The organism is Streptomyces sp. NPDC059010 (assembly GCF_042740355.1).
Lineage (GTDB): Bacteria > Actinomycetota > Actinomycetes > Streptomycetales > Streptomycetaceae > Streptomyces.
The window spans coordinates 15,618-40,676 of record NZ_JBHYJA010000052.1; the positions used below are offsets into that span (position 1 = coordinate 15,618).

Sequence of the window (25,059 nt, forward strand, 5' to 3'; positions counted from 1 at the left end):
CTCAGGACTGCCAACTGAACGTCATGTTGAGCTGCCTCGTCCGAAAGATAGATCGAGACAGGTAATGCGTCGTCATGCCCGCGGACCCTTGACTCTGGCGGCCGACGGGAGCCGTGCCTGCCAGAGCTGGGCATGGGCAGCGGCATGGGCACGTTCATTGGCCCGACAGACGGGATTGACGGGCGGTTGACGGTGTTCCCGGAATCGCCATCCGATGGGTACGTGGTCATGCGGACTCCACCTGCCAGCGTCGAAGGCCCGCGGGAGACAGGACTCGTCTACGGTCGGGCCAGGTCCGCACAACGATGCCCCAAGTGGGGGCATGTGAGGAAGCCCGCCGACCGGTTTCCCGAGCATGCGAGCCAGCAGGGTCGCCAAAAGTCGTGACACCAGTAGCTGACATCAACAGAGGCGTACAACCACATACGGCGGCGCCGTCTCCACAGTGTACGTTCAGGCTGAGCGCGCCGAGAGCGCCGGGCACGCCTTGAGAGGATCCGAAGGCCAGATGGAATCCGCCACCGCCGCTCAGGAACGGCTTCGCGCACGCCAGCAGGAACTACAGGGTGAACTGGCGCAGGTCCAGCAGCAACTGAAGCAAGTGGAGACGACGGTGGTTGCCTCGCAATGGCGGCATGCGCCCAGCGGCCCGATGGGGCGCGGCACCGTCTTCCACACGGGGGCGGAGCGCTGTCGCCCGAGCAACCGGCCGGAGGAGATCACCCTGTACGAAGCCCTGCAGACGGGACTGGTCCCGTGCCCCAGGTGCAAGCCGAAGAGCGCCTAGCGCCAAGCCGTAGGGCTGACCTTGTTGGTGGGGCTGGGCAACGTAGCCATCAGCCGGACCTGTATCTCTTGCTCCTAGCATCCCAAAGCCCTCCCCGTTCCTCAGGAACGCGCGGGCTAGGCCGCGTGCCCCAAGCGACCCTCAGCGCGCAGGATTTCGTAACCGACGATGGTTAGTAGCTCCCGGCCGCAGTCGTTGGCCAGGTCGTTTAGCGTCGGCTCGGCGAAGGCTGCGGCCAGTGTCTCCGAGGCAGCTGCTGCGAATTCAGGGCGCCGGGCCAGGTACTCGGACTTGGAATCTCGGTGCACCAACCGGACACGCTCGAAGAGGCCGGTGTCGAGGTCTCCGTCCCGGACGCAACGGATCGCCTTGCACTTGGCTTCAAGGTGGGTCAGGAAGCTCTCCAGCGTAAGTGCTGCTTCTGGGTGTCCCACAGCACGGATGAGGCTGGCTCCGGCGAACGCGCTGGAGGGCTCAAACACCGCACGGGCCGCCCCGGCAAGTTCCTCCCGGTTGAAGCGCCCGGTGTAACTGACGTCTGTGAGTAGGCGCAAGAGCCGGTTGCGGGCCGTGTCCGTCGCGAGTGGGTGATCTAGCTGTTGCAAGATCCCACGGGCACCCTCTCTCGCGACATCCTTGTTGCGCAGCCCATCCCTAAGCCACGTGCGCAGTGCCTTCACGGCCTGACGTGTCGGGACGTACTCATCGCCGCAGTACAACCACAGGTTCAGCGGCACCAACGCCAGGCTGGGGATCTTAGGCATCTGCTGACGCTTTTCGAGCAGCAGCAGGAACAACTTGCGCTGATTCGTTGCGTGGAGAGCCTTGTCCGATCCGCGCCGTCCTTTCGGCCTGCGGGTCGGCTTGTCCAGCAAACCCTTGGCAACCCAGTCGTGCACAAGGCGCGCCGTCACCTTGTGGCCGACCTCACCAGCATCGGCGACAAGGTCATCGATCGTGCCAGGTTCTGTGATTCTGCTCCAGGGCTCCACGCTTGGAAATTACATCGCCTTCGCCACCGGTGGGGGCCGTCTTTGGGGTCGTGCACCCAACTGTCTTATCTAGGCTCGGGATTGAGCAAGGAAGTCCCTTCGACTGCATGCTTTGGTCGGCTCAGCCGAAGGTCCTCCCCTGCCCGAGAGCGCATCCACACACAGAAAGGAAGGCCCATGACCGTCGACTCTAGCCCCAACGCCTCGGATCACGCCCCGAGCGGAAGCAAACGAACGTGGAAGCGGCTGAGTGGCAGCTATGGCCGACTCCTCACCACTCAGTTCCTCAAGGGAGCAGCGAGTGCGGCGGGGGCGGCCACCATCAGCGCGGCCTTGTGGTGGTTTCAGCAGCGCTGAACGATCACTCACGAGGAAAGAGGGGACGGCCGTCTCAGTTTCCGTCTCGTTCATCGCCGTACGGAGCAGTTCAGGTAGCCCCGGCGGATGCGGCGTTCGTATGGGACTGAACTGCGACGGCCCCATCCGGATAGTGCCCTGACCAGCGCCGACAAACCTGCAAAGCGAGTTACGTGGGTTCGATTCCCGCCACGGCCTCCAGTTCTTTCTCTCCTCGAACAGGAGCACAACCCTGGACGCCGGTCAGGTGTCCAGAACACGACTGGACGGCAAACGTCCGGTCGTCGTGCTCTCTGTTCCGACGAGGAGACCAACCGTGCGTCAGCAGTCGCGCCCGCTCATCCGCCCGTCGACGGCCTTCGTGGCCGCTGCCGCGATCGTCGGTGCCGTCCCCGCTGTCGCCGCTCCGGCGGCGTACGCCGAGGAGGGGAAGCCCTCTCTGGTGATCTCGGAACTGCCGCGTACGTCTCCCAAGCCCGGCGAGGTGTACGACAAGAAAGTCGTCGTCACCAACAACGGCACCGCTCCTGCGGACGGCCTCACCTTCCGGATCCGGCTGACCCGGGGGCTCGACTTCCCCGAGACTGTGCAGGGCTGCACCTACTCGGCCGTCGAGGACCAGGTCAGACAAGCCGTCTGCGAGCTCGACACCGTCATCGCGCCCGGCGCCTCCGTCGAGACGCCGGTCCGGTTCAAGGCGTTGCCCCATGCGCTGATGGAGGCCGTCGAGTACGGCACCGGCCCCACCGGCGAGGCCCCGGGCGAGGGGTTCGACGACAGTCACCGGCGGCTGAGCCTGACCGCGGACAGCTCCGCCGACCTCGTCGCCGTCGGTGAGGACACCGAGGCCCTCGCAGGCAACCGGCAGTCCGTCACGGTGCAACTGCGCAACGACGGCCCCGGCTGGATCCAGAACCAGGAGAGCGACGACCAGCCGGCACTCCTGGTGCGGATCCCGCCGGGCACCATCGCCTCCCAAGTGCCCGGGGACTGCGCACCGTTCGGGATCGACGGCCCCTCCGGGCCCGGGGGAACGCCGGGCAAGCCCCGGTATGTGTGCCAACCCGCCGACCACACCATCGATGTCGGCGAGTCCCTCTCCTTCACCTTCATGCTGGAGATCGGGGACGACACCAAGACCACCACCGGTGAGGTGAAGGCGACCTCCGTGTACGACATCCACCCCGCCTTCGACAAGAACCCCGCCAACGACAAGGCCCAGATCCGCGTCGCCATCCCCACAGACAACGAGGCCGATCCCACCCCGTCCGACGACCCGACGGACGGCGGCTCCAGCACCGGCGGCGACGGCAACGCCCCCGACGGCCAGTCCACCGGCGGCACCGGCAGCTCGGGCGGCACGGGCGGGACTGGAACCACCGGCTCCTCATCGGCCGGCACCTCGACCACCGGCTCCACATCCGGATCCGTCAACGGCAACCTGGCCAGCACCGGCTCCGACAACACCCCGCTCCTCGCCGGCACCGCAGCCGCCGCAGCGGCCCTCGGCGGCGTGCTCGTCATCGCCGTACGCCGTCGCCGCGCAACCCCCAACTCCTAGCGCTGCGACCTACGACGCCGCCCCCGCCACCCGCGCCTGAAGCAGGCGCGGGGAGTTCTCGAAGCCCTGGCGGGTGTACGCCAGGATCGCGCGGGGTGTGGAGTGGACCGTGACCCGCTCCAGCCCCAGGTCCTTCGCCCTGGCCAGGGTCTCGGTGATCAGCCGACCGCCGAGCCCGGCGTCGCGCGCCTCCGGGACGACGTACACGCACTGGAGGTCACCGGACGCCCGGTGCAGCGCGTGCGGCGTCGGTACACGGTGGACGACCGCGAGCCAGGCCATGCCGATGATCCCGAGGTCACCGCTGACGAGGACCATGCAGCGGTGCGAGGACGTGTTCTCCTCCGCCCAGGTGACGAAGTGGCGTATGAAGTCCTCTCGGCCGACGGCCTCCGGTGCGGCACCGTCGTTCTCCTGGATCCACCGCCACCGCAGTCCGGCGACGGCCGCCAACTCCCCAGGTTCGGCCGGGCGGACGATCACGTCGTCCGCCGGATCACGGTCGACCGGACTCACCGCACCCCGCCCACCGACTCCAGCACTCCGCTCGCCTCGTCCTGGAACACCTCCGTCCAGTAGTGCCGGCCGTCCCTGCCCGCCGCGGCGACGCCGGTCGGGTCGACCGTCGACAGGACCTGGAGCATCGTCATGGCCAGCTGGTCGTAGGTCTCGGTCGACAGCTCGTGGCCCGACTCCTCGTCTATCGCCTGCTCGCGGTGGAGCAGCCAGAGTGTGAAGGCGAGGGTCGAGACGTCGGTGTTCAGGGGGAAGAGCCTCGCCTCGGGCTCGCTCCAGTTCAGGACCGCGCCCGTCTCGCCGTCGATGACGAGGCTGTTGTCCTCGATGAGGTGGCCGAGGCGGATCAAGTGGCCTGCGTGGGAGGGGAGTTCGGCCGTGGGGGCGACGTCGGCGTAGTACTCGGCCAGCGTCGCGAGGGGGACGTCCGTGTCGAGGGAGAACAGGTAGCCGTCCTCCGGCAGGCCCACCTCGCGCAGGAAGCGGCGGGTCGGCTCATGGGTGAGCGTGGCCGGGAAGTCGACCTCCTCGAAACGCACCACCTTGCCCTGGCCGAACTCCTGGTCCAGGAGCCGCCGGGGCAGGTCCAGGGCCAGGCCCGACGCTCCGGCCCGGCCCGCCACGAGCGCGAGCGGGCGGATCAGGGCCGCCATCTTCCAGAACGGCGCCGGTTCGCCGTCCGTGCCGTCCTCGAACACCGCCAGCAGGTGCCGCGACGCGTCCGCGACCGCCTTCGGGCCGTAGCGGCCGACGTAGGAGGCGAACTGGCCGCGCAGGCCCGCCAGTTCATCCGTCGCCTCCGCGAAGCGGACCAGCGTCCGCAGGGACGGTGCCAGCGGGCGTCGGTCCATCAGGTCGGGGCGGTCGTGCAGGAAGTACGTCGTCGAGATCTCGCCCGTCGCGCCGTCCAGCAGGACCGACTCGGTCTCCAGGGCGCCGGGGCCCAGCAGTCCGCCTATCACCAGCTGCTCCCGCAGCTCCGCGGCCAGCCGGCCGTCCGGGTCACCCGTCGAGTCCGCCACCGTCCGCAGGCCCTCGCGGCACAGCTCGGCGAAGCTCAACACGCCGCTGTCGCACGGCAGTCCGGGGCCGGTCAGCCAGCGGCGCGTCGACGCGTCCGTGACGTACGGATCCAGGTCGGTCTCGGTCAGGATGATCGCCGTATCACCGGCGTAAGTCGTAATCGTCGTGCTCATGGACTCCCCCGCATGTGCTCGCTCGCAGCCCCCGGGCAGGACACGGCCGATCGACCAGCCCACCGGGTTCAGCGGCCGTCCCACTGCTCAGAACACTACGCGCCACCACTGACAACGCCCCCGAACCAGCGCGCCCACCGCCGACGCCCCGCCCCTGCGCGCCCACTGACAGCGCTTCACACCAGTAGGACGCTCAGCACACCCTCGCGCGTTCCCGCCCCACCGCAATCGCTTCCACGATCTCCCCACCGCCTTCAGGGCGGCGGGAAGCCCGAAGCCCCCATGGTCAAACGCTCAACGCATACGCCACCGTCGGCTTCCCGGCCGCCACCATCGGCAGGACGGCCGGGACGAGGTCATGACGAGGTCACTGCCCCGTCACCACCGCCGCCTGCGGGCGGATCGGCAAGCGGTTCACCGGGCGGCCCGTGGCGGCGCGTACCGCCGACGCGATGGCCGCCGGTGATGTCACCACCGGCACCGCGCTCACCGCCTTCGCGCCGAAGGGGGCGACCACGTCCCGTTCCTCGACCAGCTTCACGATCCGCAGGTCGGGGGCGTCCAGGGCCGTCGGGAGGGAGTAGCCCGTCAGATCCGGGTGGCGGATCAGGCCGCGGGCCGAGCGCAGGTTCTCCGTGAGCGCTATGCCCACGCCCTGCGTCACGCCCGCCTCGATACGCGCCTCCAGCTGGGCCGGGTTCAGCACCCGGCCGACGTCCTGGGCGAGCGCCAGCTCGACCACACGCACCGAGCCCAGCTCGATGTCGACGTCGACCACCGCGCGGATGGCGCAGAAGGACATGCCGACGAAGGCGTCACCCTGGCCGACCTCGTTCAGCGGCTCGGTCGGGTGCGGGCGGCACTGGGCCGTCGCCCACAGTTCCTTGCCGTCCAGCGCCTCGGTGACGGTGGTCGACAGGACGCCGTCGTACGACGTGATCTTGCCGTCGGTGATCTGGAGCAGCTCGGTGGACATGCCGAACTTGTGCGCCAGGGGCTGGAGGAGTTGCGTACGGACCATCTTGGCGGCCCGCTCCACCGCGCCGCCCGACACCCAGGTGTGGCGGCCACGGCAGCCGGCACCGGCCGGGGGCTGGTCGGTGTCGACGGGCGCCACGTGCACCTCGTCGATGCCCAGCGTCTCCTGGACGATCTGCCGGGCGAGCGTGGTGAAGCCCTGGCCGGTCTCGACGGCCGCGCACAGCACCGTCGCGACACCGTCGTGGACCTTCACCGTCGCCGTGGAGACCTCGTCCGCGCCCTCGGCGCCGAGCATGTGCACCATGCCCAGGCCGTAGCCCACGCCACGGCGCACGGCGCCCGGTTCGCCCGCGCCCTCGGGGCCGCCGGGCAGCAGCCACTCGTCCTGGGGGGTGTCCTTGGGGAGGGCCGGGAGAGGGTAGTCGCGGACGGCCTGCAGCAGCTCCGCGACCGGGGCCGGGCAGGTCACCGTCTGGCCGGTCGGGAGTACGTCGCCGGTGGCCATGGCGTTGCGCAGGCGCAGCTCGGCCGGGTCCACACCGAGCTTCTTGGCCAGCTTGTCCATCTGCGCCTCGTAGGCGGCGCACACCTGCATGGCGCCCTCGCCGCGCACATGGCCGGAGGGCGGGTTGTTGGTGCGTACGGCCCAGCCCTCGATGAAGGCGTTCGGGACTACGTACGGCCCGCAGGCGAAGCCGACCGCGGCGGCCAGGGCGTCGGACGAGGTGTCGGCGTAGGCGCCCGCGTCCAGCAGGATCTGCGCCTCGACCTTGACGAGCTTGCCCTCGGCGTCCGCGTGGTGGCGGTACCGGAGCAGGGTGGGGTGCCGGTGGGTGTGGCCGAGGAAGGACTCCTCGCGCGTGGCCGTCAGCTTCACCGGGCAGCCGGTCTTCAGCGCGAGCAGGCCGAGCGGGAGCTGGAAGCCCTGGTCCTCGCGGTCGGCGGTGGCGCCGGGGACGCCGGTGACGACGACCTTGACGCGCTCGGGTTCCAGTCCGTAGCAGGCGGCGGCCCGGTCGCGGTCGGTGTGCGGGTCGGTGGAGGCCAGGTAGAGCTCCACGCCGCCGTCGGGGCGCGGCACCGCGAGGCCCGCCTCGGCGCCGATCGGCGCCGGGTCCTGGCGGCCGATGCGGTAGAGGCCCTCGACCACGATGTCGCCGGCCGCGTCGGGGTCGCCGTGGCGCAGCGGGATGTGGCGGATCAGGTTGCCGTCGGGGTGCAGCGGCTCGGCCTCGAAGGCCTGCTCGGGGTCGGTCACCGGGTCGAGCACCTCGTACTCGACGATGACGGCGGCGGCGGCCAGCCGCGCGGTGTCCGGGTGGTCGGCGGCGACGGCGGCGATGGGCTCGCCGTGGTGGCGTACGACCTCGGAGGCGAAGACCGGACGGTCTGCCTTGCCACGGCCGAACAGCGGGCTGCCCGGTACGTCCTCGTGCGTGACGACGGCCCGGACACCGGGCATCTCGCGCGCGTGGGACGTGTCGATGGACTTGATGCGCGCGTGCGGGTGCGGCGAGCGCAGTACGGCCGCCCACAGCAGGCCCTCGGCCCACAGATCGGCCGCGTACGGGAAGGTGCCCTCGGTCTTGGCGCGGGCGTCGGCGGCCGGCAGGGCGGCGCCGATGCCGTGCGGGATCGGCTCGGGGGCGGGTGCTGCCTCCGCGGCTGTGGTCGCGGTGGCGGCTTCGTTGCTCACGCCTGGCCTCCGTCCTGTCCGTACGCCTGGCCATGCGGTCCCCTGGCACCGGGCGCCTCGAACGCCGACGGGTTGACCCCGCCGGCCCCCGGGCCCGCCTGGTGAGGGATACGCGGCTCGTCGCCGTCCCGTTCGGGCTCGTCGGCCGCCGTCTGCGTCTCGCGTTCGGCGACGACCTCCTGGACGGCCTCGACGACACCGCGGTAGCCGGAGCAGCGGCACAGGTTGCCGCACAGCGCCTGGCGGGTCTCCAGCTCGGTCGGCGCCGGGTTGCCCTCCAGCAGGTCGTGCACGGTCATCGCCATGCCCGGCACGCAGAAGCCGCACTGCACGGCGCCGCAGCGCGCGAGCGCCCGCTGCACGTCGGAGGGCTGCCCGTCCTCGGCGAGGCCCTCGACGGTACGGACCTCGCTGCCGGCGGCGGTCACGGCGGGCACCAGGCAGGACGCGACGAGCCGTCCGTCGACCTGCACGTTGCACGCCCCGCACTCGCCCTGCGAGCAGCCGTCCTTGGCGCCCGCCAGGCCGAGCCGCTCGCGCAGCACGTAGAGCAGCGACTCACCGATCCAGGCGTCCGACACGGGCCGCTCGACACCGTTGACCCGCAGGACGTAGGAGGCGAGGGGGTGTTCCTCGCCGGTGGGCGGCGGTACGTCGTCGGAGGCTTCGGCCTGCTTGGGCTCCTGGGCGGCTTCCGCCTCGGGCTCGGCGCCCACGGCGGTGTCGGGGGCGGCGTCCGCAGGGGACTCGGCGGAGTCGTCGGCGGCCTCCGCGGGCTGCCGGGTCTCCGGGGCACCCGGTGTGTCGTCCGTGGCCTCAGGGGCCCCGGCAGCGGGCTGCGCGGCCTCGGGGCGCGGGCGGGTGAACGCCTCCGCGGACACCTCCCCGACGGGCTCGGCGGACCGCTCGTGCGGGTGCCCGGCCGGGTCGGACCCGGTGGGCGCCACACGCGCGTGCGGGGCGGAGGGCGCCACACGCGTGTGCGCGTCGGGGCCGGAGTGGCCCGGCGCCCGCCCGTCCGGGTGCCGGCCGGGTGTGTGCTGCGGGTGCGCCGGGGCCTGTGTGTCGGGCTGTGCGACGGACAGGTCGGCGCCGTGTGCCGCAGCCTGGGCCTGTGCGGCTTCCGCCTGCTGGCCCCACGGCTGCCCGGTGGCCTGCGTGGCCCATGGCGCGGGCGCGCCGCCCGGCAGCGTGGCCGGCGGGGTGCCGCCCCACTGCTCGACCAGCGACGACGTAGTGAACTCGCCCGATTCGTCGGGAAGGTCACCGTCGGCGACGGGGATCGACCACTGCCCGGTGACGTCGTGCCCGGGCGCCGCGGCGGCCTCCTGGCCCGCCAGGCCCGCCTGACCTGCCGCGGTCTCCGAGAAGTTCCACTGCTGGGTGGCCCCGGGGTTGTATGCGAACTGGCCGCTGCCCGTGTCCTGCGCGGCGGCGTTCGGGTCGGGCCACTGGGCGCCCTCGGCGGGCGCGCCGGCGACCGGCCAGCCGCCGGGGGCCGCGGGGTCGGCGTCCGGGGCCTGCGTAGCCGCTATCCGCGGCGGGACGTACCCGTGTCCCGGTGCGGCCAGCGGGGTGTCGGAGGAGGCCAGGAGGGCGTCGATGCCCCCTTCGGGGAGTTTGACGAAGGCGGTGGCGCCGTCGTCGTACTCGCCCTGGGGCAGCGGGTCCCAGCGGCCCGGGCCCGCGCCCTGGGGCATGCCCTCTCCGTGCTGGTCGTCGGTCACGACAGCGCCCTCCCCAGTGCTCGTCGGGCCAGCGCGGCGACGGTGCGCCGCAGGTGCAGTACGGCGGGCGGATGCTGAGTTACGGAGCCGTCCTCGGCCGGTGTCGGGTCGGGGATGCAGGCCGCGGCGACGTACTCCCCGAAGGCCTGGAGTGCCTCCGGGACGATCGCGCGGCTGTTGTCCCAGTCGATCAGCTGGGCGACCCAGTGCTCGGCCTCCAGGGGCCGCAGCGGCATCGGCGCTATGGCACCGACGGCGCACCTGACTCCGCGCCGGGCGGGGTCGAGGACGACCGCGACGGACGCCATGGAACGCCCCGGGCCGGTGCGGCCGGTGGCCTTGAGGAAGACCTGCGGGGCGTGCAGCAGCGGCACACGCACGTAGCCGATGAGTTCGCCGGCGCGCAGCATCTCCATGCCGGCCAGCAGGTGCGACACCGGGATCTCCCGGCGGGCTCCGCCCGGGCCCGCGATGATCAGGGTCGCTTCGAGGGCGGCGAGGACCGGCAGCGCGTCACCGGTCGGGGACGCCGAGGCGATGTTGCCGCCGAGGGTGCCGGCGTTGCGGATCTGCGGCGGGCCCGCGGCGCGCGCGGCGGCGGCGAGCGCCGGGATGAGGGCCGCGAAGTCGGGGCGGCCCATGCGTGCGTGTGTGAGGCCGGCGCCGAGCAGGGCGTGGCCGTCCTGGTACTGCCAGCCGCGGATCTCGCTGATCTTGCCGAGGCCGACCAGTGCCGCGGGCCTGAGCTGTCCGGAGTTGACGGCGGCCATGAGGTCGGTGCCGCCCGCCACCGGCACGGCGGCGGGCATGGCGGTGAGCGCCGCCACGGCTTCGTCCAGCGTCGTGGGCAGCGTGACGGCCTGCGCCGCCTGCGGTGCGCTCGTGGTCAAACCGACTGCCCCTTCCCGCTGCCCCACCTGGTCCCACCTGTGTTGCCGTACGGTACGTGCTGACAGGGCGGACGTGGCAACTCTGGCACATCTTCGCAGGGCACGAAGACAGGGGTCCGCTAGGAGGCATTCGCCCACGTGATCAGGGGGATGGTCCGTTTTCGCACGGCATCTCCGGTGCGCACCGATTGACACTCTTCGGTGACCCCTTGCCGGTTTTTTTCCATTACCTGTTCGGGGGCGGGCCGTCGATCGGCCGGCCGAGCACTCCGGGGCGCTTCTGCCAGGGCCGCGGCCCCGTGGGCGGCCGGTAGGCGACCCCCAGGGCGTCAAGTCGCCGGTAATGGGCGGTCATCCGCCGCTCGAAGCCGGCGAAGTCCCGTTCCGCCGGGGCGGACAGGCGGCTCCAGGCCACCTCGGCGAAGGCGGCGAGGCGCGGGAACGTCTGGTAGTCCACGCGTGTGTGGTCCTCCATCACCTCGGTCCACACGTTGGCCTGCGTGCCGAGCACGTGCCGGGCCTCGTCCGGCGTCAACTCCGAGGGAACGGGCTCGAACCGATAGACGTCCTCCAGGGTGCGGACGTAGCCGATGGGGACCGGCTCGTCCGCGCCTTCGTGCTGGCGGTGGTCCAGATACACCTGCTGCTCGGGGCACATGACGACGTCGTGGCCCGCGCGGGCCGCCGCGATACCGCCCGCGTACCCGCGCCAGGACGACACCGCCGCGCCCTTGGCGAGCCCGCCCTCCAGGATCTCGTCCCAGCCGATGAGCCTGCGCCCGCGCGCGGAGAGCCAGTTGTCGAAGTGGCCGATGAACCACGACTGGAGCTCGTCCTCGTCGTTCAGCCCGAGTTCCCGGATGCGCCGCTGTGCGGTGGGCGACTGCCGCCACTGGTCCTTGAGGCATTCGTCACCCCCGATGTGAATGAACTCCGAGGGGAACAGCTCCAGGACTTCCTCGAACACCCCCTCGTAGAACCGCAGGGTGTTGTCAGTGGGGGCGAGTACGTTCGGACTGATCCCCCAGGTGTCCCAGACGGAGAGGGCGGTGCTCCCCTCAATGGATGCAGTGATGACGTCGGTGTTGCCGAGTTCCGGGTATGCGGCGATGGCGGCCTGCGAGTGGCCGGGTACGTCGATTTCGGGGACGACGGTGATATGCCGCTCGGCGGCGTACGCGACGATCTCGCGGATGTCGTCCTGGGTGTAGTGGCCACCGTGTGGCTTCTCGTCCCACAGCGGGGAGGCCCGATGGCCGATTTTCGTGCGCGCCCGCCAGGAGCCGACCTCGGTGAGCCGGGGGTACTTCTCGATCTCGATGCGCCAGCCCTGGTCGTCCGTCAGATGGAAGTGGAAGACGTTGAGTTTGTGGGCGGCCATCAGGTCCAGGTAGCGCAGCACGCCGTCCTTGGGCATGAAGTGCCGGGCGACGTCGAGCATGAGGCCGCGCCAGCGGAATCGGGGGGCGTCCCGGATCTCCGTCAGGGGCAGCCGCCACGTGCGGTCGGAAAGGGGTGCGCGCCGGAAGGCGTCGGGGCCGAGGAGCTGGCGCAGCGTCTGGGCACCCCAGAAGACACCGGCGGGCGAGCCGCCCTGGATGTGGAGGCCGTGGGGGGCGATGACGAGGCGGTACGCCTCGGCGTCGAGGCCTGGCCGGACGGACAGATGGAGGACGTCGTACTCGTCCCCCTTCTTGGGCGGCAGCGCGAGCCCGGTCGCCGCGCCGAGCGTCGCGCGCAGCCAGCGCGCGGTGCCCTCGGTGCCCGGCCCGGCCTCGATCCCGAAGCCGTCGCCGAGTTCGTAGAAGCCCTCGGCCCGCTCCATCTGGCCAGGTGCCGGAATGAGATGCATGAATGATCAGACCCTTCAGTCCTTGACCGCGCCGCCGAGCCCGGACACCAGGCGCCGCTGTACGAGTACGAAGAAGACCAGTACCGGAATGGTCATCACGGTCGAGGCCGCCATCACCCCACCCCAGTCCGGCTCGTCCGGCTTGTAGAAGACGAGCAGGGCCATCGGCAGGGTGGACTGCGAGGTGTCGCTGATGATGAAGGACTTGGCGAACAGGAAGTCGTTCCAGGCGGAGATGAAGGAGAAAACGCTTGTGGCCACCAGCCCCGGGAAGACCAGCGGGAAAAGGACCTGCCACAGGAATCGCGACCGGCTCGCCCCGTCGATGTACGCGGCCTCCTCCAGGGCCTCCGGAACGGCCTTCACAAACCCTCGCAGCATCCAGATCGCGAAGGGCAGCGAGAAGGCGATGTGGGGCAGGATCAGCGAGCCCAGCGTGTTCAGTTGGCCGAAGTCCCGCATGAGGAAGAACAGGGGGATCGTCAGGGCCTCCACGGGCACCATCTGGGCCACCAGAAACATGATCAGCAAGGTGGTCCGGAACCGGAACCGGAATCGTGTCACCGCGGTCGCCGCGAGAAACGCGATCAACGCCGAGACGATCACGACACTGCACGCGACGACAAGACTGTTGACGAAGTAACGGCCGAATTCGTTCTGCTCGAAGACCCGCCGGAAGGAATCCAGGGAAGGGTCCAGCGTCCACGGCCGCGGCTCGCTCGACTCGATCTCCCCGGCCGGTTTGAAGGCCCCCAGCACCATCCAGTACAGCGGAAAGGCCACCACTACGGCGATCAGCAGCGCGGACGCCTCGGCCAGCAGCCGCCAGGGACGCCGTACGAACCTCGCCGGGCTCATGGAACTCATGGAACTCACAGCTCCTCCCCCTGCCTGCGCAGCAACCGCAGATACACCAGCGTCACCGCCAGCAGGATCAGCAGCATCACCACGCCGATCGCCGAGCCCAGGCTGTACTGCGAGGAAGCGAACGCCTTCTGATAGGCGTACACGTTCAGCACGAGGTTCTGCCCCGCGATGCCGCCGCCGTTCGTCATGACGTAGATCTGCGTGAAGACCTTGAAGTCCCAGATGACCGACTGGATGGTCACGACCACCAGGATCGGCCGCAGCATCGGCGCCAGCACCGACCGCCAGATCCGCCACTGCGAGGCGCCGTCCAGCGCGGCGGCCTCCAGCACCTCGGCGGGCACGGCACGAATCCCGGCGTACACGGTGACCATCACGAACGGAAAGGAGCACCACACCACTTCGAGCAGGACGAGGAAGAAGGCGCTGAGGCGCCCGTACGTCCAGGAGAAGTCACCGAGCCCGAGCATGCGGTTCACCGGCCCGAAGTCCGGGTCGAACAGGAACAGCCACACCGTCGACCCGGTGATGGCAGGCGTCGCCCACGCCCCCAACGCGGCCAGCATCAGCGCCAGCCGCGGCACGGCACGCACGCGCGTGAGCAGCACGGCGAGCGCACACCCGACGGCGAGGGTGGACACGACGCACGCTGCCGCGAACAGCACGGTCGCCAGCAGCACCTGCCAGAACTGCGGGTCCGAGAACAGCGCCGAGTAGTTCCCGAACCCTTGGAAGGTGGTGGGTTCACCGCCACTGACCTGGGCCTGCGTGTACTCGAAGAACGAGATCAGCCCGAGCTGATAGACGGGATAGACGAGCAGCCCACCGAGCACGACCAGGGCGGGGGCGAGATAGAGCCAGGGTGTCTTCTGATTCCGGCGACGGGGACGCTCCTGGGGGCGCGGGGAACTGCGCGAGAAACCACGATCCACCCGCACCCGCCGACGCTCCACGACCCCCGAGCTATTAGGCGTCACCGGCGTCATCCGGCGGAGCCAAACGCAGCGTCCATCTTCTTCGCCGCATCCCCCGAAGCCCCGGCGACATCCTTCTTACCGCTGATGACCTCCTGGAACATCGTCGGCAGCACGAGCGACGAGTCGATCTCGGACCACGCGGGCGAGGCGGGAACGAACTTCGTCCCCGACGACAGGGTCTCGACGAACGGCTTCACGAACGGCTCCTCCTTCGCCGCCTTCTCCCGCACGTCCCCGAACGTCGGCAGGAAGCCCATCGCCTCGAACATGGAGGCCTGGGTCTTCTTGGACGTCAACCGCTCCATCAGCCGAACCGCCAGCGTCCGGTGCGACGTGCTCTTCAGCACCCCGATGTTGTTGCCCCCGGCGAAGGCCGGCGCGACGGACCCGGCCTTCACTCCCGGCAGCGGCACCACCGCGTACTTGCCCTTCACCTTCCCGGCCTCCACCGCGGCATGGCTGAAGTCGCCTCCGATCGCCATGCCCGCCTTGCCGGCCGCGAACGCGGTGACCGTGTCGTTGCCGCCCATGCCGGCGCACTTGGCGGCGGGACAGTTGTCGTCGGAGAAGAGGGAGGTGTACGCCTTGATGCCCTTCTGGGCGGCCGGACTGTCGATCGCCGAGGCGTACGAGCCGCCCTTGCCGGTGGCGATCTCACCGCCGTTGGCCCAGACGAACGGCATCGCGCCGTAGGTGTACGCCCCGCCCACCACGAGCCCGTACAGCTCGGGCTCGGCGGCGCGGATCTTGCGGGCCGCGGTCGCCAACTCGGCCATGGTCTTCGGCACTTCGAGGCCGAGGTTCTCGAAGATGTCGGTGCGGTAGTACAGGGCGCGGACACCGACGTAGAAGGGCGCGCCGTAGACCTTGCCGTCCACGGTGACGGACTGCCTGGCCGTGGGGTCGGTGTCCTTCGCCTCGCTCCAGTCGCCGAACTCCTTCGTGACGTCGAGGAGTCCGCCGTCCTTCACATAGCCGGCGGTGTCGGTGTTGCCGTACTCGATGACGTCGGGAGCGGACTTCGGGTCGTTGAAGGCGGCCTTGACGCGCTGGGCGCGGGTCTCGACCGGGATGTACTCGACCTCGACCTTCGTGCCCGTGTGCTCCTTCTCGAAGGCGGCGACGACGGAGTCGACGACCTTCTCCTTGGGCTGGTTGCCGACCTCCTGGAAGAGCCACACACGCAGGGTGCCGCTCTTCTCGTCCTTGTCGGAGGCGGAGTTGTCGGAGGTCTGGGGGGCGCAGGCCGTGACGACCAGGGCCGAGAGCAGGACGGCGAGGCGTGGGGACAGCTTCATGGAGTGGCCCTCCGAGAGTGCGTTGCAACATGTGCAATGACTGTTTCGCTCTGCACAACGGAGGCTATGGACTACATGAACATGCCGACAAGAGGTCTCAACCACTTCGTGACACAACATTCGTGACACGGCAAAAGCCCCCGGGGCGCGCTGGAACGCGCCCCGGGGGCCTCGAAAAGAACCTCAGGCCGAAGGCAGGACTACTTCTTGTCGCCGCCCTTGCCCTTGTCGTCGCCGCCCGCACCCATGGACTCGAAGATCTCCTTGCACATGGGGCACACCGGGTACTTCTTCGGGTCGCGACCAGGCACCCAGACCTTGCCGCAGAGCGCCACGACGGGGGTGCCGTCGAGGGCGCTCGCCATGATCTTGTCCTTCTGGACGTAGTGGGCGAAGCGCTCGTGGTCACCGTCGCCGTGGGACACCTGTGGCGTCGGCTCTACGAGGGTCCCCGTACCAGTCCCGCGCTCGGGCTCAAGAGTGCTCATAACGCCAAGAGTACTGAAGCTGACCTGTTTCAGTTGAGCGAAGGGTCGTCCGGGTACGTGGCCACCATCGCGAGCTCGTTGCGCTGGCGGCGCAGCACCTCGCGCCACAGCCGTTCCGGGGACGGCGAGGAGACGTCGCCCGGCTCGGACTCGACGACGTACCAGGCGCCCTCGACCAGCTCGTCCTCCAGCTGGCCGGGCCCCCAGCCGGCGTATCCGGCGAAGATTCTCAGACTGCCGACGGCCGAGGCGAGCAGTTCCGGCGGGGCCTCCAGGTCCACGAGCCCGATCGCGCCATGCACCCGGCGCCAGCCCAGCGGGGCGCTCTCGCCGGTCGAGTCACCGGGGATGACGGCGACGCCGAGCGCCGAGTCGAGGGACACCGGGCCGCCCTGGAAGACGACGCCGGGCTCGCCGGCGAGGTCCGCCCAGCCCTCCAGGATGTCGCCCACGTCGACGGGGGTCGGACGGTTGAGGACGACACCGAGGGAGCCCTCCTCGTCGTGGTCGAGAAGGAGCACCACCGCGCGGTCGAAGTTCGGGTCCGCCAGGGCGGGCGTTGCCACGAGCAGCCGCCCTGTGAGCGAGGACACCTCGGTCATGCCAGACATGATCCCGCATCTTCCCTTCCCTTGGGGAGGCAATCCCGGTTCGCGCGTGAACGCAGCTCAGGGCGGAAAGAAGCGTCCACGGCGCACGGCCGCCATGGTCACCGCTCGTGCCCGACGCGGAACCGTTCGTGTTGTGACAGAGCTATGACGTACCTGAGCCGGTCTTGGGCTTACTGAAGGGGGGTCGGCGGCGATTACCCTTTCCCTCCTGGCCCCTGCCCAACTCATCGGAACGCGAGATACATGACCGTCAACGACGATGTCCTGCTTGTCCACGGCGGAACCCCGCTGGAGGGCGAGATCCGTGTCCGCGGTGCGAAGAACCTCGTACCGAAGGCGATGGTCGCCGCTCTGCTGGGCGGCGAGCCAAGTCGACTGCGCAACGTGCCGGACATTCGTGACGTCCGTGTCGTACGCGGCCTGCTCCAGCTGCACGGGGTGACGGTCCGTCCGGGTGAGGAACCCGGCGAGTTGGTGATGGACCCGTCGCACGTGGAGAGCGCGAACGTCGCTGACATCGATGCCCACGCGGGTTCGAGCCGTATCCCGATCCTGTTCTGCGGCCCGCTGCTGCACCGCCTCGGCCACGCCTTCATCCCCGGTCTCGGCGGCTGCGACATCGGCGGCCGGCCCATCGACTTCCACTTCGAGGTGCTGCGCCAGTTCGGCGCGACGATCGAGAAGCGGGCGGACGGGCAGTACCTGGAGGCCCCGCAGCGGCTGCGCGGCACGAAGATCCGGCTGCCGTACCCGTCTGTCGGCGCGACCGAGCAGGTGCTGCTGACGGCCGTGCTCGCCGAAGGCGTCACCGTCCTGTCGAACGCGGCCGTGGAGCCGGAGATCGAGGACCTCATCTGCGTTCTGCAGAAGATGGGCGCCATCATCGCGATGGACACCGACCGCACGATCCGCATCACCGGTGTGGACAAGCTGGGCGGCTACAACCACCGCGCCCTGCCGGACCGGCTGGAGGCCGCCTCCTGGGCGTCCGCGGCGCTGGCGACCGAGGGCAACATCTACGTCCGTGGCGCCCAGCAGCGCTCGATGATGACGTTCCTCAACACCTACCGGAAGGTGGGCGGTGCCTTCGAGATCGACGACGAGGGCATCCGTTTCTGGCACCCCGGTGGCCAGTTGAAGTCCATCGCGCTCGAAACGGACGTGCACCCGGGCTTCCAGACGGACTGGCAGCAGCCGCTGGTGGTGGCCCTGACGCAGGCGACGGGCCTGTCGATCATCCACGAGACGGTCTACGAGTCCCGCCTCGGCTTCACCTCCGCGCTGAACCAGATGGGCGCCCACATCCAGCTCTACCGCGAGTGCCTGGGCAGCTCCGACTGCCGCTTCGGCCAGCGCAACTTCCTACACTCCGCGGTCGTCTCGGGCCCCACGAAGCTCCAGGGCGCCGACCTGGTCATCCCCGACCTCCGCGGCGGCTTCTCGTACCTCATCGCGGCCCTGGCCGCCCAGGGCACGTCCCGGGTCCACGGCATCGACCTCATCAACCGCGGCTACGAGAACTTCATGGAGAAGCTCGTCGAGCTGGGCGCGAAGGTCGAACTGCCGGGCAAGGCGCTGGGGTAGCCCCCAGCCCGGCCGGCGCATGAGGCCGTTGGCAAGCGAAACCACGATGGGGCGGCACCCGATAACCGGGGGCCGCCCCATTGGCGTTCTACAAGCCGTACGCCGTCCCGTGGCATACAGACGGCAAGGTCACTTGCCCTTCGCGGCTTCCTTGAGCTTGGAGCCCGCGGAGACCTTCACGCTGTACCCGGCCGGGATCTGGATCGGGTCGCCGGTCTGCGGGTTGCGGGCGGTGCGAGCGGCACGGTGGGTGCGCTCGAAGGTCAGGAAGCCGGGGATCGTGACCTTCTCGTCGCCCTTGGAGACGATGTCGCCGACGACCTCGGCGAACGCGGCCAGCACGGCGTCGGCGTCCTTGCGGGTCACCTCGGCGCGGTCGGCCAGCGCGGCCACCAGCTCACTGCGGTTCATGTTGTTACTCCCGTGTTCATTTGCCTTGAGGCGTGCCACGCGGCGGAGCCGCATGTCGGGCACAGCGATGTCGATGCTGCCAGGGTCCTCGGTGGGTCCCCGGACCCGGGTCCTTGGTCTGACCCTCGCGCCCAGGGACGCATCCTGCCCCTACCTGCGGCGGGAAAGCCAATCCGGCGCCCGGAGGAGTCGTGAGAACACCCTTGGGAGTCACACGAAGAGAGGGCCTGAGCTTGGCCGTCACGATAAACGGCTGTCGGAGGCCCCAGGTTCCACGACGCGCCGTCACAAGGGCTTGCCGTGGCGATCCTCACAGCCCACACACACTTTTCGGGCCATTCCGGGCTGTTCCGGGGCCCTTCCCGGGCTGTGAGGCACCGTCACCGGCCGGCTACTCGGCCGACGTCGCGGACACCGCCTTCGCGGCTTCCCGCACCGCCCCGGCCACCGCGCCGGCGACCTTGTCGTTGAAGACGCTGGGGATGATGTAGTTCGGGTTCAGCTCGTCCTCGGTCACCACGTCCGCCAGCGCCTTCGCGGCCGCGAGCATCATGTCGGTGTTGACCGTGCGGGACTGAGCGTCCAGCAGACCGCGGAAGACACCCGGGAAGACCAGCACGTTGTTGATCTGGTTCGGGAAGTCGGAGCGGCCCGTGGCCACAACTGCGGCCGTCTGACGGGCGATTGCCGGGTCGACCTCGGGGTCCGGGTTCGCGAGCGCGAACACGATCGCGTTTTCGGCCATGGCGGCCACGTCGTCGCCGTCGAGCACGTTCGGGGCGGAGACGCCGATGAAGACGTCGGCGCCGCGCACGGCCTCCTTCAGCGTGCCGGTCAGGCCCTCGGGGTTGGTGTTGTCGGCGATCCAGCGCAGCGGCGAGTCGGCCGCGGCGTCCACCAGGTCCTCGCGGCCCGCGTGCACGACGCCGTGGATGTCGGCGACGACGGCGTTCTTCACGCCCGCGGCGAGCAGCAGCTTGAGGATGGCCGTACCGGCGGCGCCGGCACCGGACATGACGACGCGGATGTTCTCGATGGCCTTGCCCGCCACGCGAAGTGCGTTGGTGAGGGCGGCCAGGACGACGATCGCGGTGCCGTGCTGGTCGTCGTGGAAGACGGGGATGTCGAGGGCCTCACGCAGCCGCGCCTCGATCTCGAAGCAGCGGGGCGCGGAGATGTCCTCCAGGTTGATGCCCGCGAAGCCCGGGGCGATCGCCTTGACGATCTCGACGATCGCGTCGGTGTCCTGGGTGTCGAGGCAGATCGGCCAGGCGTCGATGCCGGCGAACCGCTTGAAGAGGGCCGCCTTGCCCTCCATCACGGGCAGCGCGGCCTTCGGGCCGATGTTGCCCAGGCCCAGCACGGCCGAGCCGTCCGTCACGACCGCAACGGAGTTGCGCTTGATGGTGAGGCGGCGGGCGTCCTCGGGGTTCTCGGCGATGGCCATGCAGACGCGGGCCACGCCGGGCGTGTAGACCATGGACAGGTCGTCACGGTTGCGGATGGGGTGCTTGGACGCCATCTCGATCTTGCCGCCGAGGTGCATCAGGAACGTACGGTCCGAGACCTTGCCCAGCGTGACGCCCTCGATGGTGCGCAGCTGCTCGACGATCTCGTCGGCGTGCGCGGTGGAGGTCGCGGCGATGGTGACGTCGATCCGGAGCTTCTCGTGCCCGGAGGCGGTGACGTCGAGGCCGGTGACCGAGCCTCCGTGGGACTCCACGGCCGTGGTGAGCTGGGAGACCGCGGTTCCGCTCGCGGGCACCTCCAGCCGGACCGTCATCGAGTAGGAGACGCTGGGCGCCGTTGCCATGGCCGACTTCCTCTGCTTTCACCGTGTGGCTGGTATGCCGTCCGATCGTCGCACCTACCGCTGAGTAGGAGTTAGCCGGTCGTGGATTGCGAACGTATTGTTCGCCACGTCTTCCCAAGAAAAGGGACCCACGTCACATGGTGACGTGGGTCCCTTTCCATCGTTCATGACACCGGCCCGCCATGCTCGCCTCGCGGCAAGTGGTCGCTCGTAGCGACGAAGGTTGGGCCCGGGGGCTTGGATCGAGCCGGTGCCACACCCAGGCTAACAAACCGATCCCGTAAGGCCATTCCCGTCCCGGTGGGTTCATCCGCTCGATGGCGCATCCGGATCAATCCCGGAGCAGGTCCGGCACCCCGGACGCGTCCGGCTCGTCCCGCTCGCTCGACACCACCGTCAGCTGCTGGGTGGCCCGGGTCAGCGCGACGTAGAGCACGCGCAGGCCGGCCGGGGACTCGTCCGCGATCTCCGCCGGGGAGACGACGATCGTGGCGTCGTACTCCAGGCCCTTGGCCTCCAGGCTGCCGAGCGCCACCACCCGGTCGCCGAGTCCGGCCAGCCACTTGGCCGCCTCCTCGCGCCGCTGCATGGCGACCACCACGCCGACCGTCCCGTCGACCTGGTCGAGGAGGCGGGCGGCCTCCTCCCGGACCGTCTGCGCGAGGGAATCCCGCACGCCCGTGAAGCGCGGCTGTACGCCGGTGGAGCGCACCGCCGACGGGGCCGTCGAGCCCGGCATGGCGAGGGCCAGGACCTTGGCCGCGAGGTCGGCGATCTCGGCCGGGTTGCGGTAGTTCACGGTGAGCTGGAAGCGGCGGCGCGGGCGGGTGCCGAGGGCCTCGTCGCGTGCCTCGGCCGCCTCGTCCACGTCGGACCAGGACGACTGGGCCGGGTCGCCGACGATCGTCCAGGTGGCGTGCCGGCCCCGGCGCCCGACCATCCGCCACTGCATCGGCGTGAGGTCCTGGGCCTCGTCCACGATGACGTGGGCGTACTCGGTGCGCTCGGCCGCCAGCCGCTCGGCGCGCTCGCGCTGCGTCTCCTCGCGCACCGGCATCAGCTCCTCAAGGCCGGTGAGCTGGTCGAGCGGGTCCAGCTCGCGCTTCTTCCTCGGGCGGGCCGGGACGCCGAGGACGGCCTGGAGCTCGTCCAGCATGGCGATGTCGTGCACGGTGAGGCCGTCCCGCTTGAGGGAGCGGGCCACCTTGCGGACCTCGCCGGGGTTGAGGATCCGGCGGGCCCAGCGGCCGAGGCGACGCTCGTCGGCCATGGCCGCCAGGACCGCCTTCGGGGTGAGCTCCGGCCACCAGGCGTCGAGGAAGCCGATGAAGCTGTCCTCCGTGGTCACGTCCTCGTCGAAGGAGGAGCGCAGTTCGGCGGCGAGCTCGGGGTCACTGTGGCGGCTCGGACCGCCGGACTTCTCCCAGAGGGCGTCGAGCAGCAGCTTGCGGGCACGCGGGCGCAGCAGGTTCACGGGTGCCGTGCCGCTGAGGGCGTTGCGGCGGATACGGTCCAGCGCGTCGGCCTCCAGCTCAAGGCGGCGCCCGAAGGCGACGACGCGCAGCCGGGTGGGCGGTCCGGCGGGGGTCTGCGGGGAAGCGGCGGTGTCCGTGTCGCCGTCGTCACCGAAGGCGAGCTGGCCCGTGCCGTTCGCCCCCGCGTGACCGGAGGCCCGTCGGCCGGGAGCGGCCGCGCCGCCCGGCCCCAGCTCCAGCGCGCCGCGCGCCGCCTTCCGCAGCACCTTGAGCATGCGGTACGAGCCCTTGGCGCGGGCCGTGGACGGGGAGTCGTACAGGGTGGCCTCGGCGCCGTCGACCAGGGAGCCGATGGCGCGGATGGCGACCTGGCCCTCCTCGCCGAGCGACGGGAGCACACCCTCGGTGTACGCCACCAGCAGCGGGGTCGGCGAGACGATCAGGATGCCGCCGGCGTAGCGGCGCCGGTCCTGGTAGAGCAGGTAGGCGGCGCGGTGCAGGGCGACGGCGGTCTTGCCGGTGCCGGGCCCGCCCTCGACGTACGTCACCGAGGCGGCGGGGGCGCGGATGACCAGGTCCTGCTCGGCCTGGATGGACGCGACGATGTCCCGCATGGTGTGGCCGCGGGCCTGGCCGAGGGCGGCCATGAGGGCGCCGTCGCCGATGACGGCCAGTTCGCGGCCGTCGAGGAAGGCCTTGAGCTCGGGGCGCATGAGGTCGTCCTCGACGCCCAGCACGCGGCGGCCCTTGGAGCGGATGACCCGGCGCCGTACGACCCGCCCCGGATCGACCGGGGTGGAGCGGTAGAAGGGCGCGGCGGCCGGGGCCCGCCAGTCGATGACCAGCGGGGCGTAGTCCTGGTCGAGCACACCGATGCGGCCGATGTGCAGGGTCTCGGCGATGTCGGCGGTGTTGTCGTCGCGGACCGCGCCCTCGGCGGGCTCGACGGCGGTGTAGGCGCCGTCGGGCCCCTTCTTGCCGTCCTTGCCGAGCAGCAGGTCGATCCGGCCGAAGAGGAAGTCCTCGAACTCGTTGTTGAGCCGGTTGAGGTGGACGCCGGCCCGGAAGACCTGGGCGTCCCGCTCGGCGAGCGCTCCGGGCGTGCCGACCTGGCCGCGTTTGGCCGCGTCGTTCATGAGGAACTCGGCCTCGTGGATCTTCTCCTCAAGGCGTCGGTACACCCGGTCCAGGTGTTCCTGTTCGACGCTGATCTCGCGATCTCTGAGGGAGTCTTCGAGCGCGGTTTCCTGTTGAGCCTGAGCGGCCACCGGGCCCCCTTCTGACGTGCTGGGCAGCCGTCAACCGTACGCGAAGGGGACCCGGAAAAGCTACGGCGACTACACGTCGACCTCGACGAGCTTGTTTCCGTCGAAGTCCATGACCTCGACATGATCGACGTCGTCCGGGGCCATGGACACGCCGCCACTGACGTAGAGCGGGTTCCTGGCCTGTTCGGTCTTGGCGTCCGGAATGCCGTAGCCCCACTTCGGGACGGACCAGGAGGCGGCCGTCTCGCGCTGGCCGTCCTTGCCGACGAAGATCAGGGAGCACTTGAGCGGCCCCTTGACGCCCTTGAGCTCAAGACCGGTCTGGATGCCCCAGGGCTTCTCGTCCAGGGCGACGGTCGCGCTGACCCCGGTCTTGGAGTCGCTGCCCGAGACCTTGTTCTTGATGCCGGTGAACAGGTCCTTGGCGGGGTTGGCGGTCGACAGGACCCGGTTGCCCTCGGCACCGCCGCTGTCTCCGCCACTCGCCGCCATCGCGGCGAACGGGCCGCCGACGATCAGCGCGGCCGCCGCGGCCACCATGTAGAAGCTGCGCCGGCGCTTCTGGGCGCGGCGCTCGGCGACCTCGTCGACCAGCTTGTTCACCAGCCGCGGGCTGGGCTTCGCCGACAGGGACTCGCCGATGGCGGGCGACCCGGAACCGGGCAGGTCCGCGAGCGCGGCCAGCATCGGTTCCATCCCGGCGAGCTCGTCCAGTTGCTGGGCGCACCATTCGCAGGTCGCGAGATGTGCCTCGAAAGCGGTTGCCTCGGCGTCGTCGAGAATCCCGAGGGCATAGGCGCCGACGGTCTCGTGCTCGCTCGGAACCGGATGTCCCTGCATGGGTCCAGACATACCCGAACCGCCCATCCCGAATCCCTGGTTTCCCCCGTAAACACTCATCACGCCGTCACCCCCCGCTCCTCCAGAGCCAGCTTCATCGACCGCAGGGCGTAGAACACCCTGGAGCGGACGGTTCCGCTGGGTATGCCCAGCGTCTCGGCCGCTTCGTTGACGGTACGTCCCTTGAAGTACGTCTCGACGAGCACCTCGCGGTGGGCGGGCGTCAGGTCGTCGAGTGCGTCCGACAGCGTCATCAGCCACAGCGCCTTGTCGATCTCGTCCTCCGCGGGGATGACCTCCAGCGGCGACGGATCGACCTCCTGCGGCCGGGCCTGCCGGCTGCGGTGGCCGTCGATGACGATGCGCCGGGCGACCGTCACCAGCCAGGGGCGTACCGATCCGGTCGCTCGATTGAGCTGTCCGGCGTTCTTCCAGGCACGGATGAGCGTCTCCTGCACGACGTCCTCTGCTCGTTGCCGATCACCGGCGACCAGTCGAAGGACATACGCAAGGAGGGGTCCGGCGTGCTCTCTGTACAGCGCACGCATCAGCTCCTCATCAGGTTCCGAGGGCTGGGACATGCGATGTCGGGCCCTCGATCCACGTTCATTGGCCACGACGGAATCCTTGCGCACGCCCACCTCCGATGTCCGGGGGTTCCCCCAGTCGGTCGCTCGATCACCCATACGCAAGCGGTCCGTTGGGTGTTCAAAGTGAGGCGACACTTTTCTTCGGGATGACGTGACGAGCGGGACATGGCAGCACATTCCCACCGTGCGATCTTTACATTTCCACCACATCGGCAAGATCGATCCGCGGCTTCCCTACGGTGGCGTAGGTAAACGACGTGTAATCGAAATCACTTCGACAGC

Annotated in this window: 20 protein-coding genes; 3 read left to right on the top strand and 17 right to left on the bottom strand. The window is 69.9% G+C overall.

Annotated features, from left to right (window positions below):
• Positions 1 to 508: 508 nt before the first annotated feature.
• Positions 509 to 787 carry a hypothetical protein gene (locus ACFWYS_RS38945; protein WP_384779898.1) on the top strand — a complete coding sequence of 93 codons (279 nt, stop codon included), beginning with the start codon at positions 509 to 511 and terminating at the stop codon, positions 785 to 787.
• Between the two features lie 116 nt (positions 788 to 903).
• Here ACFWYS_RS38945 and ACFWYS_RS38950 read toward each other — a convergent pair whose 3' ends face one another.
• On the bottom strand, positions 904 to 1,779 hold the full coding sequence (locus ACFWYS_RS38950) for a hypothetical protein (protein WP_384779901.1): 876 nt from the start codon (positions 1,777 to 1,779) through the stop codon (positions 904 to 906).
• 673 nt (positions 1,780 to 2,452) lie between these two features.
• On the opposite strand from ACFWYS_RS38950, the gene ACFWYS_RS38955 reads away from it, so the two are divergent.
• A complete protein-coding gene (locus ACFWYS_RS38955; protein WP_384779904.1) occupies positions 2,453 to 3,697 on the top strand; it encodes an LPXTG cell wall anchor domain-containing protein in 1,245 nt (414 codons plus the stop codon).
• A 9-nt stretch (positions 3,698 to 3,706) separates the two neighbouring features.
• On the opposite strand, the gene ACFWYS_RS38960 is transcribed toward ACFWYS_RS38955, so the two are convergent.
• From ACFWYS_RS38960 to ACFWYS_RS39010, 11 genes are all read right to left on the bottom strand, one after another.
• Positions 3,707 to 4,213 (bottom strand): GNAT family N-acetyltransferase, encoded by a 507-nt coding sequence (locus tag ACFWYS_RS38960; RefSeq protein ID WP_384779907.1) that lies wholly within the window; start codon positions 4,211 to 4,213, stop codon positions 3,707 to 3,709.
• The gene (locus ACFWYS_RS38965; RefSeq protein ID WP_384779910.1) at positions 4,210 to 5,409 is read right to left on the bottom strand and encodes an SUKH-4 family immunity protein; all 1,200 of its coding nucleotides are present in this window, start codon (positions 5,407 to 5,409) and stop codon (positions 4,210 to 4,212) included. Before ACFWYS_RS38965 ends, ACFWYS_RS38960 begins: the two co-directional genes overlap by 4 nt.
• Before the next feature lie 367 nt (positions 5,410 to 5,776).
• Positions 5,777 to 8,086, bottom strand: coding sequence for a xanthine dehydrogenase family protein molybdopterin-binding subunit (locus ACFWYS_RS38970; RefSeq protein WP_384779913.1), 2,310 nt, complete (start codon positions 8,084 to 8,086; stop codon positions 5,777 to 5,779).
• Complete coding sequence (locus ACFWYS_RS38975; protein WP_384779916.1) at positions 8,083 to 9,813, bottom strand: 2Fe-2S iron-sulfur cluster-binding protein; 1,731 nt, start codon at positions 9,811 to 9,813, stop codon at positions 8,083 to 8,085. Before ACFWYS_RS38975 ends, ACFWYS_RS38970 begins: the two co-directional genes overlap by 4 nt.
• On the bottom strand, positions 9,810 to 10,703 hold the full coding sequence (locus tag ACFWYS_RS38980) for an FAD binding domain-containing protein (RefSeq protein ID WP_384779919.1): 894 nt from the start codon (positions 10,701 to 10,703) through the stop codon (positions 9,810 to 9,812). Before ACFWYS_RS38980 ends, ACFWYS_RS38975 begins: the two co-directional genes overlap by 4 nt.
• Before the next feature lie 226 nt (positions 10,704 to 10,929).
• Positions 10,930 to 12,555 (bottom strand): beta-N-acetylhexosaminidase, encoded by a 1,626-nt coding sequence (locus ACFWYS_RS38985; protein ID WP_384779922.1) that lies wholly within the window; start codon positions 12,553 to 12,555, stop codon positions 10,930 to 10,932.
• Positions 12,556 to 12,570: 15 nt separating this feature from the next.
• Positions 12,571 to 13,422, bottom strand: a complete 852-nt coding sequence (locus tag ACFWYS_RS38990) for a carbohydrate ABC transporter permease (RefSeq protein WP_384779925.1) — start codon at positions 13,420 to 13,422, stop codon at positions 12,571 to 12,573.
• Positions 13,423 to 13,427: 5 nt separating this feature from the next.
• The gene (locus ACFWYS_RS38995; RefSeq protein ID WP_384779928.1) at positions 13,428 to 14,408 is read right to left on the bottom strand and encodes a carbohydrate ABC transporter permease; all 981 of its coding nucleotides are present in this window, start codon (positions 14,406 to 14,408) and stop codon (positions 13,428 to 13,430) included.
• The gene (locus ACFWYS_RS39000; RefSeq protein WP_384779931.1) at positions 14,405 to 15,697 is read right to left on the bottom strand and encodes an extracellular solute-binding protein; all 1,293 of its coding nucleotides are present in this window, start codon (positions 15,695 to 15,697) and stop codon (positions 14,405 to 14,407) included. The genes ACFWYS_RS38995 and ACFWYS_RS39000 overlap by 4 nt, the downstream gene beginning before the upstream one ends.
• Positions 15,698 to 15,897: 200 nt before the next feature.
• Positions 15,898 to 16,185 carry a DUF3039 domain-containing protein gene (locus tag ACFWYS_RS39005; RefSeq protein ID WP_384779934.1) on the bottom strand — a complete coding sequence of 96 codons (288 nt, stop codon included), beginning with the start codon at positions 16,183 to 16,185 and terminating at the stop codon, positions 15,898 to 15,900.
• Between the two features lie 29 nt (positions 16,186 to 16,214).
• Positions 16,215 to 16,787, bottom strand: a complete 573-nt coding sequence (locus ACFWYS_RS39010; protein WP_272124035.1) for a YqgE/AlgH family protein — start codon at positions 16,785 to 16,787, stop codon at positions 16,215 to 16,217.
• A 252-nt stretch (positions 16,788 to 17,039) separates the two neighbouring features.
• On the opposite strand from ACFWYS_RS39010, the gene murA reads away from it, so the two are divergent.
• A complete protein-coding gene (gene murA / locus ACFWYS_RS39015; RefSeq protein WP_384779936.1) occupies positions 17,040 to 18,380 on the top strand; it encodes a UDP-N-acetylglucosamine 1-carboxyvinyltransferase in 1,341 nt (446 codons plus the stop codon).
• A 129-nt stretch (positions 18,381 to 18,509) separates the two neighbouring features.
• On the opposite strand, the gene ACFWYS_RS39020 is transcribed toward murA, so the two are convergent.
• The 5 genes from ACFWYS_RS39020 to ACFWYS_RS39040 form a co-directional block, all read right to left on the bottom strand.
• A complete protein-coding gene (locus tag ACFWYS_RS39020; protein WP_004000874.1) occupies positions 18,510 to 18,791 on the bottom strand; it encodes an HU family DNA-binding protein in 282 nt (93 codons plus the stop codon).
• A 391-nt stretch (positions 18,792 to 19,182) separates the two neighbouring features.
• On the bottom strand, positions 19,183 to 20,604 hold the full coding sequence (locus ACFWYS_RS39025) for an NAD-dependent malic enzyme (RefSeq protein ID WP_384779939.1): 1,422 nt from the start codon (positions 20,602 to 20,604) through the stop codon (positions 19,183 to 19,185).
• 331 nt (positions 20,605 to 20,935) lie between these two features.
• A complete protein-coding gene (locus ACFWYS_RS39030; protein ID WP_384779942.1) occupies positions 20,936 to 23,347 on the bottom strand; it encodes a HelD family protein in 2,412 nt (803 codons plus the stop codon).
• A 69-nt stretch (positions 23,348 to 23,416) separates the two neighbouring features.
• Positions 23,417 to 24,247 (bottom strand): anti-sigma factor family protein, encoded by an 831-nt coding sequence (locus ACFWYS_RS39035; protein WP_384779945.1) that lies wholly within the window; start codon positions 24,245 to 24,247, stop codon positions 23,417 to 23,419.
• Positions 24,247 to 24,768: a sigma-70 family RNA polymerase sigma factor gene (locus ACFWYS_RS39040; protein ID WP_010039908.1), complete on the bottom strand. Its 522-nt coding sequence runs from the start codon at positions 24,766 to 24,768 to the stop codon at positions 24,247 to 24,249. Before ACFWYS_RS39040 ends, ACFWYS_RS39035 begins: the two co-directional genes overlap by 1 nt.
• Positions 24,769 to 25,059: the final 291 nt, after the last annotated feature.

What these genes read in the sequence shown, in the direction of transcription:
- ACFWYS_RS38945 (WP_384779898.1), top strand. Translation starts at nt 509, where the DNA reads ATGGAATCCGCCACCGCCGCTCAGGAACGGCTTCGCGCACGCCAGCAG.
- ACFWYS_RS38965 (WP_384779910.1), bottom strand. Translation starts at nt 5,409, where the DNA reads ATGAGCACGACGATTACGACTTACGCCGGTGATACGGCGATCATCCTG.
- ACFWYS_RS38985 (WP_384779922.1), bottom strand. Translation starts at nt 12,555, where the DNA reads ATGCATCTCATTCCGGCACCTGGCCAGATGGAGCGGGCCGAGGGCTTC.
- ACFWYS_RS38990 (WP_384779925.1), bottom strand. Translation starts at nt 13,422, where the DNA reads ATGAGTTCCATGAGCCCGGCGAGGTTCGTACGGCGTCCCTGGCGGCTG.
- ACFWYS_RS38995 (WP_384779928.1), bottom strand. Translation starts at nt 14,408, where the DNA reads ATGACGCCGGTGACGCCTAATAGCTCGGGGGTCGTGGAGCGTCGGCGG.
- ACFWYS_RS39000 (WP_384779931.1), bottom strand. Translation starts at nt 15,697, where the DNA reads ATGAAGCTGTCCCCACGCCTCGCCGTCCTGCTCTCGGCCCTGGTCGTC.
- ACFWYS_RS39005 (WP_384779934.1), bottom strand. Translation starts at nt 16,185, where the DNA reads ATGAGCACTCTTGAGCCCGAGCGCGGGACTGGTACGGGGACCCTCGTA.
- ACFWYS_RS39010 (WP_272124035.1), bottom strand. Translation starts at nt 16,787, where the DNA reads ATGACCGAGGTGTCCTCGCTCACAGGGCGGCTGCTCGTGGCAACGCCC.
- murA (WP_384779936.1), top strand. Translation starts at nt 17,040, where the DNA reads ATGACCGTCAACGACGATGTCCTGCTTGTCCACGGCGGAACCCCGCTG.
- ACFWYS_RS39020 (WP_004000874.1), bottom strand. Translation starts at nt 18,791, where the DNA reads ATGAACCGCAGTGAGCTGGTGGCCGCGCTGGCCGACCGCGCCGAGGTG.
- ACFWYS_RS39025 (WP_384779939.1), bottom strand. Translation starts at nt 20,604, where the DNA reads ATGGCAACGGCGCCCAGCGTCTCCTACTCGATGACGGTCCGGCTGGAG.
- ACFWYS_RS39035 (WP_384779945.1), bottom strand. Translation starts at nt 24,247, where the DNA reads ATGAGTGTTTACGGGGGAAACCAGGGATTCGGGATGGGCGGTTCGGGT.
- ACFWYS_RS39040 (WP_010039908.1), bottom strand. Translation starts at nt 24,768, where the DNA reads ATGTCCCAGCCCTCGGAACCTGATGAGGAGCTGATGCGTGCGCTGTAC.